Genomic DNA, 17510 nt, shown 5'->3' on the forward strand with positions numbered 1-17510 from the left:
TGCTACAGAATATATGATAATGCAATCGGATTTTGTATTTTATATAGTGAATTATCATATATTTTGTAGATGAAACAAAGATAAAATCCCCATTAAATTCCCTCTATGGCGATTATAAAGTTTCTGACAAATATTTTCAATATTTTCTGAAAACATTGTTGAATTGTGATATATTCGTATACTAACTATGAAATTTTTACAAATATATTAAAAAAATTACATAATATAACTAAATATTGAAAATATATTGAATTTTTAATAATATAAAGTATGTAATACATATTTTATATTAGGGGAGGCAATAAGGGATGAAAAAGAAACCATTTAAAGTGTTATCATCAATTGCTTTGACAGCTGTTCTAGGCTTGTCGCTTGGTGCTGGAAGCCAGTCTGTATACGCTGAAACGCCGGAGAACAAGACAGCTACAAGTCCAGTTGATGATCACTTAATCCCAGAAGAGAGATTAGCAAATGCGCTAAAAAATCGTGGGGTAATTGATTCGTCAGCTTCAGAGACAGAAACAAAGAAAGCTGTCGAAAAGTATGTAGAGAAGAAGAAGGGTGAAAATCCTGGGAAAGAAGCGACAAATGGGGACCAACTTACGAAAGATGCATCTGACTTTTTAAAGAAAGTGAAAGATGCGAAAGCAGAAACGAAAGAAAAGTTAGACAAACCGGCAACAGGGACACCTGCAGCGACAGGCCCAGTTAAAGGCGGTCTAAATGGTAAAGTACCAACTTCTCCAGCAAAGCAAAAAGAATATAACGGTGAAGTTCGAAAGGATAAAGTACTCGTTTTACTTGTAGAGTATGCTGATTTCAAGCATAACAATATTGATAAAGAACCTGGCTACATGTATTCTAACGATTTTAACAAAGAACACTATGAAAAAATGTTATTCGGTGATGAGCCATTCGCGTTAGAGGATGGAAGCAAAATCGAAACGTTTAAACAATATTACGAAGAGCAATCTGGTGGTAGCTACACAGTGGACGGAACAGTCACAAAATGGTTAACGGTTCCTGGTAAAGCAGCTGATTACGGTGCTGATGCTGGTACAGGTCATGATAATAAAGGACCAAAAGGACCACGTGATCTAGTAAAAGATGCATTAAAAGCAGCTGTAGATAGCGGCCTTGATTTATCACAGTTTGATCAGTTCGATCAATACGATGTAAATGGTGATGGAAATCAAAATCAACCGGACGGTTTAATCGATCACTTAATGATTATTCATGCGGGTGTTGGGCAAGAAGCAGGCGGTGGTAAATTAGGTGATGATGCAATTTGGTCACATCGCTGGACAGTTGGACCAAAACCATTCGCAATTGAAGGTACACAAGCGAAAGTTCCATATTGGGGAGGAAAGATGGCAGCATTCGACTACACAATTGAACCAGAAGATGGCGCAGTTGGTGTATTCGCACATGAATATGGCCATGATTTAGGTCTTCCGGATGAGTATGATACACAATATAGCGGTGATGGTGAGCCGGTTGAAGCTTGGTCTATTATGAGTGGCGGTAGCTGGGCTGGTAAAATTGCTGGAACAACACCAACGAGTTTCTCACCACAAAATAAAGAGTTTTTCCAAAAAACAATAGGTGGTAACTGGGCAAATATCGTAGAAGTAGACTACGAGAAATTAAATAAAGGTATCGGTCTAGCAACATACTTAGACCAAAGTGTTACGAAGTCAGATCGTCCAGGTCTGATTCGTGTTAACTTACCAGATAAAGATGTAAAAGGAATTCAGCCTGCATTTGGTAAACAGTATTACTACAGCACAAAAGGTGACGATCTTCATACAAAGATGGAAACACCGCTGTTCGATTTAACAAATGCAACGAATGCGAAATTTGATTTCAAGTCATTGTATGAAATTGAAGCAGAGTACGATTTCCTTGAAGTACACGCTGTAACAGAAGACGGTCAACAAACGTTAATTGAAAGAATTGGTGAGAAAGCAAATAGTGGAAATGCAGCTACGACAAATGGAAAATGGATTGATAAATCATATGATTTAAGTCAGTTCAAAGGTAAGAAAGTGAAATTAACATTTGATTACATTACGGATGGTGGTTTAGCGTTAAACGGATTCGCTCTTGATAATGCGTCATTAACAGTAGATGGTCAAGTTGCATTCTCAGATGATGCAGAAGGTACATCACAATTTAAATTAGATGGTTTCGTTGTATCTAACGGAACAGAGAAGAAAAAACATAACTACTATGTTGAGTGGAGAAACTATGCTGGTTCAGATAACGCATTGAAATTTGCTCGCGGTCCGGTATATAACACTGGTATGGTTGTATGGTATGCGGATTCAGCTTACACAGATAACTGGGTTGGCATACATCCAGGACATGGTTTCCTTGGTGTAGTTGACTCTCATCCAGAAGCAATTGCAGGAACTCTAAATGGTAAACCAACATTTAAAAGCAGTACGCGATTCCAAATTGCTGATTCGGCGTTCTCATTCGACAAAACGCCAGCTTGGAAAGTTGTATCTCCAACGCGTGGAACATTCGTATACGATGGATTACCAGGGGTACCGAAGTTCGATGACTCTAAAAAGTATATTAATGAGCAGATTCCAGATGCAGGACGTATTTTACCGAAGCTTGGTCTGAAGTTTGAAGTAGTAGGACAAGCTGATGATAATTCTGCAGGTGCTGTTCGTTTATACCGTTAATACAGTAAAACTACCGGGAGATTTTCTTTCGGTAGTTTTTTGTGAGCAATGAATTTTATATAAAGGGAAAAGTTATATATAATGTAACTTTAAGAATAGAAATTTGTTACATATGAAGTCTATATAAATAATGAAAGAATTGGATAAAAATAGTGGGAGAAGGTGAGTGCATGAGTATTTCCTCTATTGTAAATAAACAAAAGGAATATTTTCACAAAGGACATACGAGAAGTCTAGAGACGAGAAAGAAGAATTTGCAGAAGCTTTATGAAGGAATTCAGCGTTTTGAAGGTGAGATTTTTCAAGTGTTGAAATTAGATTTGAATAAATCAGTTCACGAATCATTTACAACAGAAATTGGATATGTACTAAAAGAGATTTCTTTTCAAATGAAGCATATTTCATCTTGGAGTAAACCAAAGCGTGTTCGCACAGCTCTTACTCATTTTGGATCGAAGGGGAAAGTGGTGCCAGAACCGTATGGTGTGACGCTTATTATCGCACCGTGGAACTATCCGTTTCAATTAGCAATTGCGCCACTCGTAGGAGCATTGGCAGCTGGCAATACAGTCGTTTTAAAGCCGTCAGAGTTAACGCCAAACGTTTCAAAAGTGCTTACGAGAATGTTAGGTGAATTATTCCCAGAAGAGCTTGTATCGGTAGTAGAGGGCGGTGCTGAGGAAAGCACTGCACTTTTAAAGGAACCGTTTGACTATATTTTCTTTACAGGTAGTGTTGGTGTCGGAAAAGTTGTGATGGAAGCAGCTGCGAAAAAATTAACGCCTCTTACGTTAGAGCTTGGCGGGAAAAGCCCATGTATTGTACATAAAGATGCAAAGCTAGATGTAACCGCAAGACGTATCGTTTGGGGCAAGTTTTTGAATGCCGGGCAGACGTGTGTAGCGCCTGATTATATGTACGTTCATTCTTCAGTGAAAGAGCAGTTAATCGAGGCATTACGACATGAAATCGCAGAGCAATATGGAAAAGATGCTTTGCAAAATGACAATTATGTGCGAATTGTGAGTGAGCGTCATTTTGAACGTCTATGTACATTTTTAAAAGACGGTAAACCTGTGATTGGCGGGAATTATACGAAAGAAACATTACACATCGAACCGACAGTGTTAACGAATATTACATGGCAAAGTGCTGTTATGGAAGATGAAATTTTTGGGCCGATTTTACCAATTATAGAATATGACAAAATAGAAGAGGTAATTGAAACGATTCAGCACCATCCAAAGCCGTTAGCACTATATGTATTTTCTGAAGATAGAAAAGTGCAAGAGAAAGTGACGAGTAATATTTCATATGGCGGAGGATGTATAAATGATGTCGTATATCATCTTGCAACGCCATATTTACCTTTTGGGGGCGTTGGAAGTAGTGGATTAGGCAGCTATCATGGTGAACAAAGTTTTCGGACTTTTTCCCATTATAAAAGCATTTTGTCCCAATCTACAGCATTCGACATGAAAATTCGTTACTCTTCTACAAAAAGTGCTTTAAAATTCATACGAAAGTTGTTAAAATGATGATGGTGTTTATCAGTAGGCGTAGCCGTATGATAAAAACCCCTTCGCAACTGAAGGGGTTTTTCTGTTCGACATATGTATCATGCGAAAATGAATCAAACATACTACATAAAGAATAGAAGAGAACGCTGCTAAACAACCATTTTTGTTTGGATCGAAACAAAAAAATAGTCTATAGAACATAAATATTTATTCATGAATATAAAAATTAAAATTTAAGGTAGATAGGACGGGAAAATGAAAAAGATTATTAAAGTTGAAGCAGTAGAAAAACATTTTGGAAATCAAGTGATTATCCCCCCTCTTTCTTTAGATATTAAAGAAGGAGAATTTTTAACAATTTTAGGACCGAGTGGTTGCGGGAAAACGACTTTACTTCGTATGATCGCAGGATTTGAAACCCCAACTAAAGGGAATCTTTTATTAGATGATGAAAAGATTAACGATTTGCCGCCATACAAGCGTCATATGAATTTAGTGTTCCAACATTACGCACTATTCCCACATATGAATGTTGAAAAAAATATTTGTTTCGGTATGAAAATGCAAAAAGTATCAGCAGCAGAACAGAAAGAACGTGCGGAAGAGGCAATGCGTTTAACGCAGTTACTTGAGTTCCGTAATCGTAAACCTTCGAAGCTTTCTGGTGGACAGCAGCAGCGTGTAGCAATTGCAAGAGCAATTGTAAACAACCCACGTGTATTACTATTAGATGAGCCACTTGGAGCGCTTGACTTTAAGTTAAGAAAAGATTTGCAACGTGAATTGAAAAACTTACAACGTAATTTAGGAATTACGTTCATATATGTAACGCACGATCAAGAAGAAGCGATGAGTATGAGTGATCGTATTGTCGTTATGAATAAAGGGCATATCGAACAAGTCGGCACGCCTAAGGAAATTTACAATAAGCCGAAAACATTGTTTGTTGCGACGTTCATCGGTGAAAATAATATCGTGAAAAATGGGGAAAACTACGTAGCAGTTCGCCCTGAAAATGTAAAAGTTCGCTCGGTTGAAGAGCCAATTTTAAAAGAATACCATCTTGGACATATTGAAGATATTGAATTTGTTGGAAATATGGAAAAGCTATATGTACGTGAGGAGAAAACAGCAGAATTACTAATGGCATATCAAACTGCTGAAGAAGCAACGCAGTGGAGCATTGGAGATAATGTATATGTAGGCTGGGAGCAAGAGGACGAGGTGACCTTAAATTGAAGAAAGGGAAATTACTCGCATTACCTACAGTCGTATGGCTGTTACTCTTCTTCCTAATTCCACTTCTGTTCGTATTAGCATTTGCCTTCATGCAGCGCGGAGCATACGGGACAGTGGAAATGAAATTTACATTAGATAACATAGCACGTGTGTTTGATCCATTATATATGGGGACGTTATGGGAAACAGTGAAGATAGCTGTTATTACGACAGTACTATGTTTATTAATCGGTTATCCATTCGCCTATACAATTACAATTGTTGATCGTAAATATCGTTCTATCCTTCTATTATTGGCAACGATTCCGTTCTGGATTAACTTTCTTGTTCGTTCATACGCATGGATTGTTATTTTACGTTCACAAGGTCTTGTAAACACATTGCTATTGAAACTAGGTATTATTAGTGAACCTTTAAATCTGCTATATAATACGCCTTCTGTAATACTCGGAATGGTATATTCTTTATTACCATTTATGATTTTACCAGTGTATGCAGCAATTGAGCAGCTTGATAAGCGTAAGCTAGAGGCGGCTTATGATTTAGGAGCAACACCAGTAAAGGCATTTTGGAATGTAACAGTACCGATGACGATGTCAGGGATTACAACTGGTTCTATTTTAGTATTCGTTTCTTCTATCGGAATGTTTGTTGTATCAGACGTTATGGGTGGATCGAAAGTAGCATTAATCGGAAACGTAATTCAAAACCAATTCTTAGGTTCACGTGACTGGCCGTTTGGTTCCGCGTTATCTATGATTGTTGTTCTATTCTCTGTTCTGTTAATTTACTTATATTATCGTGCAACGAAAGTATATAAATATGATGGAAACGGAGGGGAATAGGCAAAAATGAAGAAGTTTTTAGTTTCTTATTCTTGGTTAATCTTATTGTTTTTGTATTTTCCAATGATGGTTTTAATGGTATATTCCTTCAACGATTCTCGCATTAATGCGGAATGGGAAGGCTTTACACTCCATTGGTATACAGATTTATTTCAAAAACAAGATGTTATTGATGCGTTTGTAAATAGTATGACGATTGCTATTATAACGACAATTGTGACGACAGTTCTTGGTGTGATTTTTGCTATTGCATTACACCGTTACAAATATCGTTTTGAAGGGGCCATTAACGGTCTTGTATATTTACCAATTTTAATTCCTGATATTTTAATGGGATTATCTTTACTTATCCTATTTAGTCAATTAGGTATGGAACTTGGAAAAACAACAATTATTATTGCACACATTACATTCAGTATTTCATTTGTTGTTGTTATTTTAGCGGCACGTCTTTCTGGTATGGGACGTGATTTAGAAGAGGCTGCAAACGATTTAGGAGCAACGCCGTGGCAAACGTTTCGTTATGTAACGTTTCCAGCAATTGCACCAGGAGTTATTTCAGCCGCATTATTAACATTCACATTATCGATTGATGATTTTGTAATTAGTTTCTTCGTATCAGGACCAGGATCAACAACATTGCCATTATACATTTATAGTATGGTTAAGCGTGGAGTATCGCCTGAAATTAATGCTCTTTCTACAATATTAATTGTTGTAATTGTAGGATTAATGGTGCTATCGGAAATCTTCCGTAATAAAGGTGCAGACGGTGAAGAGAACTCTGGAGGACACCTTCCTTTATAATACGAATGATATAGAAAGAACGAGGAGGTAATAAACCGATGAAATTAGTGAAGAGATTAGCTGGTATAGCAATTAGCTTCAGTCTTGCTGCAGGTGTACTTGCTGGTTGTGGTGAGAAAAAAGAAGAATTAAACATTTATAGCTGGGCTGACAATTTTGATGAGCAAGTTTTAAAAGATTTTGAAAAGAAATATAACGTGAAAATTAACTACGATAAATATGCAAGTAATGAAGAAATGCTTGCGAAATTACAAGCTGGTGGCGCGACATATGATTTAATTCAGCCATCTGATTACATGGTGAAAACGATGGCGAAGATGGACTTATTAGCGCCTTTAGATAAGAAGAATATCCCGAACATCGAGAACCTTGTTTCTAACTTTAAAACACCTGCGTTTGATCCAGAGAATAAGTATTCTCTAGTATATACTTGGGGTGTAACAGGAATTGCATACAATAAAAAGTATGTGAAAGAAACACCTACAAGCTGGAATGATTTATGGAACGAGAAATATAAAGGACATGTTACTTTATTAAACGATTCTCGTGAAGTATTAGGAATGGGACTTAAGAAAAACGGTTTCTCTAATAGCACGAAAGAGGATGCACAGTTAAAGACAGCGTCTGCTGATTTGCAGAAGCTACTTCCAAACTTATTAGCATTCGATACAGATAATATTAAACAAAAATTCATTACAGAAGATGCTTGGATCGGGACAGTTTGGTCTGGAGACGCAGCATTCATTGCGAAAGACAATAAAGATGTAGGATACGTTGTACCAAAAGAAGGTGGCACAATTTGGGCTGATACGTTAGCAATTCCAAAAGGTGCGAAAAATAAAGAACTTGCAGAGAAGTTTATGAACTACTTATTAGATGAAAAAGTAAGTGTGAAAAACTACGAGTCAATTGGTTACAGTAATCCAAATGAAAAAGCTCATCCTCTTCATAGTAAAGAATATCGTGATAATCACATGATCTTCTTAACAAAAGAAGAATTAGATCGTACAGAGTGGCTTGTTGATGTAGACGATAAGTTAAAAGACTACGATCGCTACTGGACAGAGCTGAAAACAAAAGGTAAATAAGTAAGAAAATGCGGTTTCTAAAGTAGAAATCGCATTTTTTCATAGTAGGAGGAAATCGATTGAAGAAAAAGTTACATCAGTATGAGTTAATGTGTATCATTTTATTGTTTGTTCTATTTAGCATCATCGCTTGGAGGGTACATGTAGGTGGTGTTACAATGATGGATACATACGTACGTGATATGGTAAAAGGATTACAAACGGAAAGCTCACTTACATTCTTCTCATACTTTACAAAGCTAGGATCTGCAATTGGAGTTATAACGACACTAATTATAAGCTTGCTCGTTTTTTGGAAAAAGCGTTATTATGCTGCTATGATTGTGTATCCAATGGCTATATTAACGACACACCTTGTTAATAAGGGAATAAAAGAAATTGCAAAAAGAGACCGCCCATCATTAAATGAGGCACTTGACGCACTTGGGTATAGTTTCCCAAGCGGACATGCAATGCTATCTATTATAACATTCGGTTTTCTTGCCTATATCATTGCTGCCAATTTGAAAAGCATAGCTGGAAAATGTGGTATTACGATTTCGATGGGCATATTAATTATATTGATTGGATTAAGTAGAGTTATTTTAAATGTTCATTACCCGACTGATATTTTAGCTGGTTACTGCGCAGGTGGCATTTTGTTAATCATCGCAATTTATTGTCATCGTTTACTTACCGAGAGATTGGGACTTAATAACGAGAGATAAAAAAACGTCTAGAAAAACTAGTATTATAGTTTTTCTAGACGTTTTTTGTTTATGGGGAGATGTGATAAAGTATAAATGACAAGTGAATTATATAAAGTAGGTGAAACTGTGTGAAGACAAATGTACATAAAATTGATAAGTGGGGGAAGTTAGGAACTTTTTTGTATCAATTTCGTTATACAGTAATTGTAGCATTACTACTACTTGCGATAGTGCTCGGAATTTTTGCTCCAAAACTTCCAGGAGTATTGGGCGGTGATGGTTTCCAAACAGAAGGGGATTATCAAAAGACGAAAGAAATTTTAGATAAAGATTTTAAGCAGTCTCAAGATACACTTTTACTCGTTTTTGAGAAGGAAAAGGATACTTCGCATGAGGATTTTCAAAAGCGTATAGAGGGGATAATAAATCAAATTGAAGAGAAAGAAAAATACGAATCTTTCCATCATCCAATGCAAAATAAAGAGATGCTACAAGATGATATCGGTTATGCGACGATTTTATTTTCCGGGAAAACAAATAAAGAACGAATGGAAAAGACATTACAATTTGCCGGAAAAATCGAGAAGGAAAGTAATAGCGTATTAAAAGTAACACCGACAGGATATCCGAAAATTAATCAAGAGATTAATGAAAGAACGCAAAATGATTTAAAAGTAGCAGAGATGATTGGATTACCTATTGCTTTTCTCGTACTATTATTCTCATTTGGTAGTCTGATTGCGTCTATTTTACCGATTGTAAATGGCGCGCTTAGTGTCATTAGTACGATGGGGATTTTATATTTTATAGGTAGTGATAAAGAGCTATCTATTTTCGTGTTAAATGTTGCGCCGATGATTGGGCTCGCATTATCAATTGATTTCGCACTGTTATTTGTAAATCGTTTCCGAGAGGAAGTTGCGAAGAGAACAGTGAAAGAAGCGATAGCGATTACGTATCAAACGGCAGGGCGTGCTATCGTATTTTCAGGGTTATGTGTATTCGTCGGTTTATCAGGCTTATTTTTCTTTAAGATAGATTATATTCAGTCTGTTGCTATTAGCGGGATGATTGTCGTTATTATGAGCATTTTGTTTTCGCTAACACTTCTTCCGGCGCTATTATCTTTAATTGGTAAAAGGATATTAAAAAAGAATCAGGCGGCGCCTACGCCATCAAATGTATGGCGTAAATTTGCACAGTTTGTAATGAAACATCCAATCGTCATGATTATTGTTGTTACAACATTTATTGTTATTTGTTTATTACCGCTACGTACAGCTAACTTGCAGTTTCCTGGTGTTGAAGCGTTACCTGAAAAGAGTGATACGAGAGTTGCATTTGAGAAGTATGAAGAAGCCTTTAATAAAACTGTCCAAACACACGCTGATGTTACATTAGTAGTAGAGACGAAGAAAGATATAACAGAAAAAGAAAGTTTACAAAAGATAGAAGCTGTTGTTCAAAAGTTAAAAGACGATAAGCAAGTATATAAGGTGAAAAGTGTATATGACGGGCTAAATGGAATGAAAGCAGATCAAGTTGCTGGAATGTTACAGTCGCCAGAAGCTGCGAAAATAGCTCCTGTATTTGAAGCGTATACGAAAGGGAATAAAACAACAATGGAAGTCTTTTTGGATACTAAGCCAAGTACAGAAACCGCAAAACAATGGGTTCGTGATTTCAAAAAGAATTATAAAGAAAATGATGTTACTTATTATTTGGGCGGTATGACGACGTTCCAGCAAGAGTTAGAAGATGAAATTAAAGATAAAGTTGCAATTGGTATGTCTGTTATATTTGGATCAACCTTTGTCATTTTATTATTCGCATTCCGCTCTATACTCATTCCAATTAAAGCTATTATTATGAACGTACTTAGTTTAAGTGCAACAATTGGAATTGTTATTTGGTTATTTGAAGGTGGTCATTTCGGATTAGAAGAGAGTTCAGTTTTATTTGTATTACCAATCTTTATTTTCGGTCTCGTATTTGGGCTTAGCATGGATTATGAAGTATTTCTTATTTCACGTATTCATGAGCTTTATGAAGAAACAGGAGATAACGATCAAGCAACGTTAGAAGGACTTGTTTCGACAAGTAGAATTATTACGTCCGCCGCTTTAATTATGATTGTTGTTACCGGTGCGTTCGCCTTTACTGATATTTTACCAGTAAAGCAGATGGGGCTTGGGGTTGCACTAGCAATATTTCTTGATGCAACAATTATCCGTCTTATGCTCGTACCAAGTTTAATGAAATTGTTTGGGGATTGGAACTGGTGGCTACCATTTCGAAAGAAAAGAGGAAAATCATCATAAAAAAAACTCATCTTATAGATGAGTTTTTTTTATGAATAGCAGGGCCCATATTTTGCGCATAGTATGTGATAAGAACATTACATACAAGTAGGTGAAGGCAATGTTTCGTTATTTTAAGTTTAAGCTAAATGATACAGTACAGTTTGCTGAAAACGATGGGCATATGTATCGCATTGTCGGTTATCGGTTGGAAAAAGGGTTTTACCCAAAAGATGAATGGACTCATATTATTTATGAACTGCTTAGAGACTTTGACGGGTATACGATGGATGCGGAAGAAGAGGAACTTGTAAAAGTCATTCAAGTAGAGGATGAGTATTACAAAATACAAGAAGTATCGGGGTATCGCTATCCAGTAAAAATGAAGCAAAAGCAACAAGTTATGAAAGGAGAGAAAATAGACGACTTATTAGATACGTACAACGACTATAAAAGATTGGCGGATTTCTTTAAAGATTTGTTGTATGAACAAAAAGCTGAAGAAGTGTTGCAGGAAATGAAAAGGCTTAGAGCGTGAGGGGACAGTCGATTATAAGGCTGTCCTCTATTTTTGACGGTGCATCAAATTATGTTTTCCGTTACAATGAGAGAATCAATAGAAATAAGGTGATTATAGTATGGAAACAAAGAAAAAGGGCGAATGGTGCGAAATTACGGTTCCAGCGACGTGGAATGGTATAAGTATTGAGTCGTTGTTAAAAGTAGAATGGGAAGTACCAAAAAAGTTATTACATCAGCTTCGTATGGAAAAAGGTGTTACGGTTAACGGAGAACAAAGGAGATGGAATGAACTTTTAAAAGAAGGAGATAAGTTACAAGTTCATATGTTTATGGAGGAGGAGTACGGCGTAGAGCCGGAATATGGTGAATTAAATGTAGTGTTTGAAGACGATCACGTACTCATTGTAAATAAGCAGGGGCAAATGGATACACATCCTTCTGAAAAAAATGGGACAGGAACACTTGCCAATCTTGTTGCTTTTCATTTTCAAATGCAAGGTTTAGAGACGAAGGTTCGGCATATCCATAGATTAGATAAAGATACGACAGGTGGTGTTGTATTCGCAAAACATAGAATTGCGGGTGCAATTATGGATCGTTTATTAATGGAACGGAAAATTAAAAGAACGTATGCGGCACTTGTTGAAGGAAAAGTAAAAAAGAAGCAAGGGACAATTGACGCGGCCATCGGAAGAGATCGACATCATGCTACAAGGCGCCGTGTTTCTCCAAAGGGAGACAAAGCTATAACGTACTATAAAGTAGAGAAATATTTTAAAAAACAAAATGCGACACTCGTAACGTTACAGTTAGAAACCGGTAGAACACATCAAATTCGCGTTCATATGAGCTATAATGGAAATCCATTAGTTGGGGATGTATTATATGGTGGGCAAACAACATATATGTCCGGGCAAGCGTTACATGCGATGAAGATTAATTTTTTGCATCCGATTACGAAAGAAGAGATCGTTGTTGACGTACCTTTCCCTACAAATTTAAACGATACAATGAAAAAATTTGAAAGAGAAAATAGGTAAAGTGTAAGTTTAAAGTTGAAAAAGGTAGATTTTTGCAGGGATTTCTCTGAAAGAGGCGAAGCCGTTAAGAGAAAAGAGAGGTGAGAATTATTTGATCAAATATAAATATATGCTAGGGATATTTTTCGCTTGTCTTTTACTTACTCTATGTGTTTATCCATATTTACCAACTCGTATGGCAGTGCATTGGAACGAGAATGGTGGAGCGAACGAGTTTATGAGTAAACAAGTGGTCGTATTATTTATCCCTGTCCTTATTATTATTTTACATGGATTAGTATATGTTATTTTGCATAATATATATAAGTTTAATGAAGGGGAGTATTTCATTATAAATGGATTTATAAAGAGTATTACTTTATTTATGATGTTTGTCCATATACTAATTCTCTTTATTAATTTGGGAAGTATTATATCCTTTCAGACAGGACTAACGATTGGAATTAGTATGTTTCTTTTTATGTTTAGTAAAGTGTTTAAAAAGGTGAAGGATAGAGAGAAAGAACCGATCAAATTACAAAAAATCCGTTTAGTTAGTAGGCGAATCTTTCAAGTGATGGCATGTGGCATATTATTTTCGTTGCTTTTGAGCCTGAAGTGGGGATTTTACTTGTTAATTAGTGTAATAAGCTGCGGGTCTATTTTGTTTATGTTCTACATTTTATACGCATACATATTAGAAAGCTATGAAACATAAAAAGAGAGTCTTCTCCTAGAAGACTCTCTTTTTATTTACTTCGTAATAAATTGTTGTGTCCAGTAGTTGCCGCTTTCTACATAGCCAACACCGATATGAGTGAAGCCACTATTTAAGATGTTTGCACGGTGTCCAGCACTGTTCATCCAAGCTTGTACAACTTCTTCTGGAGTACGTTGTCCTTGGGCGATGTTTTCACCTGCAGATTTATAAGAAATACCAAATTTCTTCATCATGTCAAACGGAGACCCGTATGTAGGGCTGTTATGATCAAAGTAGTTGTTTTTTTGCATATCTTCAGACTTAATGCGTGCTACTTTGCTTAATTCAGTATCGATTTGTAATGCTGATAAGCCTTGTTTTGTACGCTCTGCGTTTGTTAATTCAACAACGCGTTGTTCGAATTCGCTTAAAGATTTTGCTTCTTCAGCAGGCTTTTGCTCAGCAGGTTTTTGTGTTTCGTTTTGAGTATTGTTGTTTTCAGCTGGTTTTTGAGCTTCTGGTTTAGCAACTTCTTCAGCAGGCTTTTGTTCAGCTGGTTTTTGAGTTTCCTCAGCAGGCTTTTGAGCTTCTGGCTTAGCTGTTGGTTGTTCAGTAACAACATTTTCAGTAGGCTGTTGACCAGGAATGAAGCAATCTTGTTGGAATTGTCCTTGGTTCCATTGTGCTAATGATTCAACTCCCATAGATTGTAAGAATGCTTGTAATTCTTGTTGGCTCATTTGCTTCATCATCATTTTTGAATGCTGAATATTTTGAACCTTTATGTTAGATGGTTGTACTGTTGCAGCTTGTGCATCTAAAGAAGATACTCCTAAAGTAAGAGCTGTTGCAGCAGCTACAGATAATAAAACACGCTTTTTCATGATGTGTGTCCCCCTATATAAAGTTTTAATTTGTTTTCACACGATTTGTTTTTGACAGCCTGTCTGACTGACCAATTCATCGTAGCATACAATTTGCGAGAAAAAAGATGGAAAAAAATTCATAGACTTAAAATTTTCCTAATTTATCCTAAGAGGAGGAAAGGGATGAAATAAGAGAAACATAGAGTATAAAAGGCATTTTTAGCATTTTTATACTTGATTTTAAGAGGGGGTTTTTGGATAAATGTACCTATATTAAAAATGAAGAATCCTATTGTATCAATGATTTTAGCATTTTTTTGAGGAATATACTGGATGTATTTTTACAAAAATGTAATGTTTCTGTTGTTCTTTTTTATAATAAAGTAACATATTTTTAATGTTGTAGCAGACAAAAAAGCGGCTATCTCTTTACATAGACGAAGGAGATAGCCGTTTTCCTATTATTACGTATGTTACGAGTTGGTTTCAATTGCTTCTAATAATAGATCAACAATGTGAATTCCTCTCATTTTATGAGAAAGACCTTCACGTTCAATACCTAGTTTCATTTGTAATAGACATCCAGGATTTGCAGTAACAATTGTCGCTGCATCTGTTTCATGTACACGGTCCATTTTGTAATCTAGAAATTCCATTGATAACTCCGAATGGACAATATTATAAATACCAGCAGAACCACAGCAACGGTCCGCATCTTTCATTTCGCGGTATGTTGCGCCTTGAATGGCCTCTAGTAACATACGAGGTTCTGAAGATGTTCGCATAACATTACGTAAATGACAAGAGTCTTGATACGTAATGATTTGCGGCGTGAGTCGTAAGTCATTACGTTTATGGAAATCTAGTTCTACTAGTATAGCAGTAATATCTTTAATTTTAGAAACAAATTGCTTTGCGCGTTCAGCCCATTTTGGATCATCTTTTAACAGATAATCATAGTCTACGAGGTAAGCTCCGCAACCACCTGCATTCGTAATAATATAGTCGATGTTTAAATCTTCGAATGCTTCTATATTTCGTTTTGCTAATTCTTTTGCTCCACTCTTTTCACCAGCATGCCCATGTAATGCCCCGCAGCAACTTTGTGTTTTCGGAATAACGATATCACAACCAGCTAACTGAAGAAGTTTCATCGTTGCGTTATTTGTTTCTAAAAACATCGTATCCATTAAACAGCCTGTGAAGAATGCAACTTGTTTCTTCTTTGCCACCTCAGCAGGTAAAAATTCAGGACGATCTTTCATTGCTTTCATTTTAGGGACTTTTGGCAAAACGAGGTCCATCGTTGCAAGTGTTTCAGGGAATAACTTCATAATACCTGTTTTATGTGTTAGCGTTTGTAAACCAGAACGCTGGTAAAATCCGATTAGTCCTGTTAATGTTCGCATTCGGTTTTGATGCGGGAATAGTCCTTCAAAAACAACTTTACGAACAGCTCTCACGGGCATGGAGAACTTTTTATTTTGATTAATAATATCACGAGCTTCTTCTAATAAATGTCCATAATTCACACCAGATGGACAAACAGGTTCACAAGCGCGGCAGCCAAGGCAAACATTTAATGTATCTTCAACATCTTCATCCGGCTCAATTAAACCATCAACGACGGCTTTCATTAAGGCGATACGTCCGCGTGGGGAATGTGATTCTTTATACCCAGATTGAATGTAAGTAGGGCAAGTTGGTAAACAAAAGCCGCATCGCATACAGTTTAGTAGTTCATCTTCACTTAATCGTTCTTTAAATTCCTTTTGAATGTTTTCTTTATTTAATGTGGTCATCGCTCAACCACCACTCTTTTACGAGAGTCTTTCGCGAACATCTTTCCAGGATTCATAATGTTGTTTGGGTCGAAGGCTTGTTTAATCCCTTGCATAGCAGCGATACCTTCTTTACCTAATTTCATTTCTAAATACGGAGCTTTCATCGCGCCAACACCATGTTCGCCGGTAATCGTACCACCAAGCTCAATCGCTTTCGCAAATATTTCAGCAAAAGCCTGTTCAGCACGATGCATTTCTTCTTCATTACGGGCATCTGTCATACAAGTCGGATGCAAATTACCATCACCAGCATGACCAAAAGTACAAATAGGAATATTATATTTCTTTGCAATTGCATTAATTGCTTCAACCATTGGAGCGATTTGTGAACGTGGTACAGTTGCATCTTCTAATATTGTTGTCGGTTTTAGTCTTGCAAGTGCTGATAGTGCACTCCGGCGTGCTGTACGAAGCGCATCTGCTTCCGCTTCATCTTTTGCAACGCGAACATCGACCGCATTCATAGCACGGCAAACGTTAGCCATTTTTTCGATATCTCGATTGACAACCTCGGGCGGACCATCTTGTTCAATTAATAAAATTGCTTTAACGTCAGTTGGTAAACCGATTTGTGCAAACTCTTCTACAACTTCAATTGTTGGTTGGTCTAAAAACTCAAGTGTCGCCGGAATAATTTTATTTGCAATAATAGCAGAAACAGCTCGAGCAGCTTCGTTAATATCTTCATATAGCGCAAGCATCGTTTTCTTCGTTTCAGGCACAGGGACAAGTTTTAATATAGCTTCCGTAACAACACCAAGTGTTCCTTCAGAACCAATAAATAAACGAGTTAAATCATAACCAGCGACATCTTTTGCTAATTTACCACCAGTACGAATGATATCGCCGTTCGGTAAGACAAGTTCAAGCCCCATTACATAATCACGTGTTACGCCATATTTTAAACCACGTAATCCGCCGGAGTTTTCATTAATGTTACCGCCGATTGTAGAAATTTTCATAGAGCTTGGATCTGGTGGATAAAATAAACCTTTTTCTTCTACTGCTTTAATAATATCAAGTGTAATAACACCAGCTTGTACAGTAATTGTTAAATTTTCTTCGTCAATTTCTAAAATATTGTTCATATGGCGGAAAATAAGGACGATACCACCTTCAAGTGGACACGTTCCAGCGCAAAGATTTGTTCCAGACCCGCGAACGTATACGGGGATTTTATGAGTGTTACACACTTTTAACACGTCTGCTATTTCATTTGTATTACGAGGAGCAATGACTGCATCAGGCATCGCTTGGAAGTTTGGAGTGGCATCATAACTATAAGTTAAACGCCCCATATTGGATGTATCTACATTATCTTCGCCAACAATAGATACGAATGAATCAATAATTTGCTTTTCTAACATTGGAAATC

14 protein-coding genes are annotated in these 17510 nt (G+C 36.6%); 11 read left to right on the forward strand and 3 right to left on the reverse strand.

Translation table 11 applies throughout. The features are described 5' to 3' along the window. Positions 1-308 precede the first annotated feature (308 nt). The 11 genes from inhA1 (at position 309) to MR066_RS05715 (ending at position 13443) form a co-directional block, all read left to right on the forward strand. Complete coding sequence (gene inhA1 / locus MR066_RS05665; RefSeq protein WP_242246207.1) at positions 309-2696, forward strand: M6 family metalloprotease immune inhibitor InhA1; 2388 nt, start codon at positions 309-311, stop codon at positions 2694-2696. Positions 2697-2866: 170 nt separating this feature from the next. After that, the gene (locus MR066_RS05670) at positions 2867-4234 is read left to right on the forward strand and encodes an aldehyde dehydrogenase (protein WP_242246208.1); all 1368 of its coding nucleotides are present in this window, start codon (positions 2867-2869) and stop codon (positions 4232-4234) included. Between the two features lie 237 nt (positions 4235-4471). Continuing rightward, a complete protein-coding gene (gene potA, locus MR066_RS05675; protein WP_002030425.1) occupies positions 4472-5455 on the forward strand; it encodes a spermidine/putrescine ABC transporter ATP-binding protein PotA in 984 nt (327 codons plus the stop codon). Continuing rightward, on the forward strand, positions 5452-6300 hold the full coding sequence (potB, locus tag MR066_RS05680) for a spermidine/putrescine ABC transporter permease PotB (protein ID WP_002126118.1): 849 nt from the start codon (positions 5452-5454) through the stop codon (positions 6298-6300). The genes potA and potB overlap by 4 nt, the downstream gene beginning before the upstream one ends. A 6-nt stretch (positions 6301-6306) precedes the next feature. Further along, positions 6307-7107, forward strand: coding sequence for a spermidine/putrescine ABC transporter permease PotC (potC, locus tag MR066_RS05685; protein WP_088038172.1), 801 nt, complete (start codon positions 6307-6309; stop codon positions 7105-7107). A gap of 38 nt (positions 7108-7145) precedes the next feature. Next, the gene (gene potD / locus MR066_RS05690) at positions 7146-8195 is read left to right on the forward strand and encodes a spermidine/putrescine ABC transporter substrate-binding protein PotD (RefSeq protein WP_002011485.1); all 1050 of its coding nucleotides are present in this window, start codon (positions 7146-7148) and stop codon (positions 8193-8195) included. A 59-nt stretch (positions 8196-8254) separates the two neighbouring features. Then, positions 8255-8902 carry a phosphatase PAP2 family protein gene (locus tag MR066_RS05695; RefSeq protein WP_242246209.1) on the forward strand — a complete coding sequence of 216 codons (648 nt, stop codon included), beginning with the start codon at positions 8255-8257 and terminating at the stop codon, positions 8900-8902. 110 nt (positions 8903-9012) lie between these two features. Continuing rightward, complete coding sequence (locus MR066_RS05700) at positions 9013-11205, forward strand: MMPL family transporter (protein ID WP_002140908.1); 2193 nt, start codon at positions 9013-9015, stop codon at positions 11203-11205. A gap of 100 nt (positions 11206-11305) precedes the next feature. Then, complete coding sequence (locus MR066_RS05705) at positions 11306-11722, forward strand: hypothetical protein (RefSeq protein ID WP_002126125.1); 417 nt, start codon at positions 11306-11308, stop codon at positions 11720-11722. A gap of 100 nt (positions 11723-11822) precedes the next feature. After that, positions 11823-12746 (forward strand): RluA family pseudouridine synthase, encoded by a 924-nt coding sequence (locus MR066_RS05710; RefSeq protein ID WP_088035023.1) that lies wholly within the window; start codon positions 11823-11825, stop codon positions 12744-12746. Positions 12747-12837: 91 nt separating this feature from the next. Continuing rightward, on the forward strand, positions 12838-13443 hold the full coding sequence (locus tag MR066_RS05715; RefSeq protein WP_016101511.1) for a DUF1648 domain-containing protein: 606 nt from the start codon (positions 12838-12840) through the stop codon (positions 13441-13443). 35 nt (positions 13444-13478) lie between these two features. Here the strand turns inward: MR066_RS05715 and MR066_RS05720 are convergent, their stop codons facing one another. The 3 genes from MR066_RS05720 to glcD all read right to left on the reverse strand — a co-directional run bounded on the left by MR066_RS05720 (position 13479) and on the right by glcD (position 17502). Continuing rightward, on the reverse strand, positions 13479-14309 hold the full coding sequence (locus MR066_RS05720; protein ID WP_002030537.1) for a CAP domain-containing protein: 831 nt from the start codon (positions 14307-14309) through the stop codon (positions 13479-13481). A 455-nt stretch (positions 14310-14764) separates the two neighbouring features. Continuing rightward, positions 14765-16093, reverse strand: coding sequence for a (Fe-S)-binding protein (locus tag MR066_RS05725; RefSeq protein ID WP_002086860.1), 1329 nt, complete (start codon positions 16091-16093; stop codon positions 14765-14767). After that, positions 16090-17502, reverse strand: coding sequence for a glycolate oxidase subunit GlcD (glcD, locus tag MR066_RS05730; RefSeq protein ID WP_242246210.1), 1413 nt, complete (start codon positions 17500-17502; stop codon positions 16090-16092). Before glcD ends, MR066_RS05725 begins: the two co-directional genes overlap by 4 nt. Between the last annotated feature and the right edge of the window lie 8 nt (positions 17503-17510).

The sequence above is a fragment of the Bacillus cereus group sp. BfR-BA-01523 genome, assembly GCF_022662615.1.
In the GTDB taxonomy this organism is placed as follows: Bacteria; Bacillota; Bacilli; order Bacillales; family Bacillaceae_G; genus Bacillus_A; species Bacillus_A mycoides.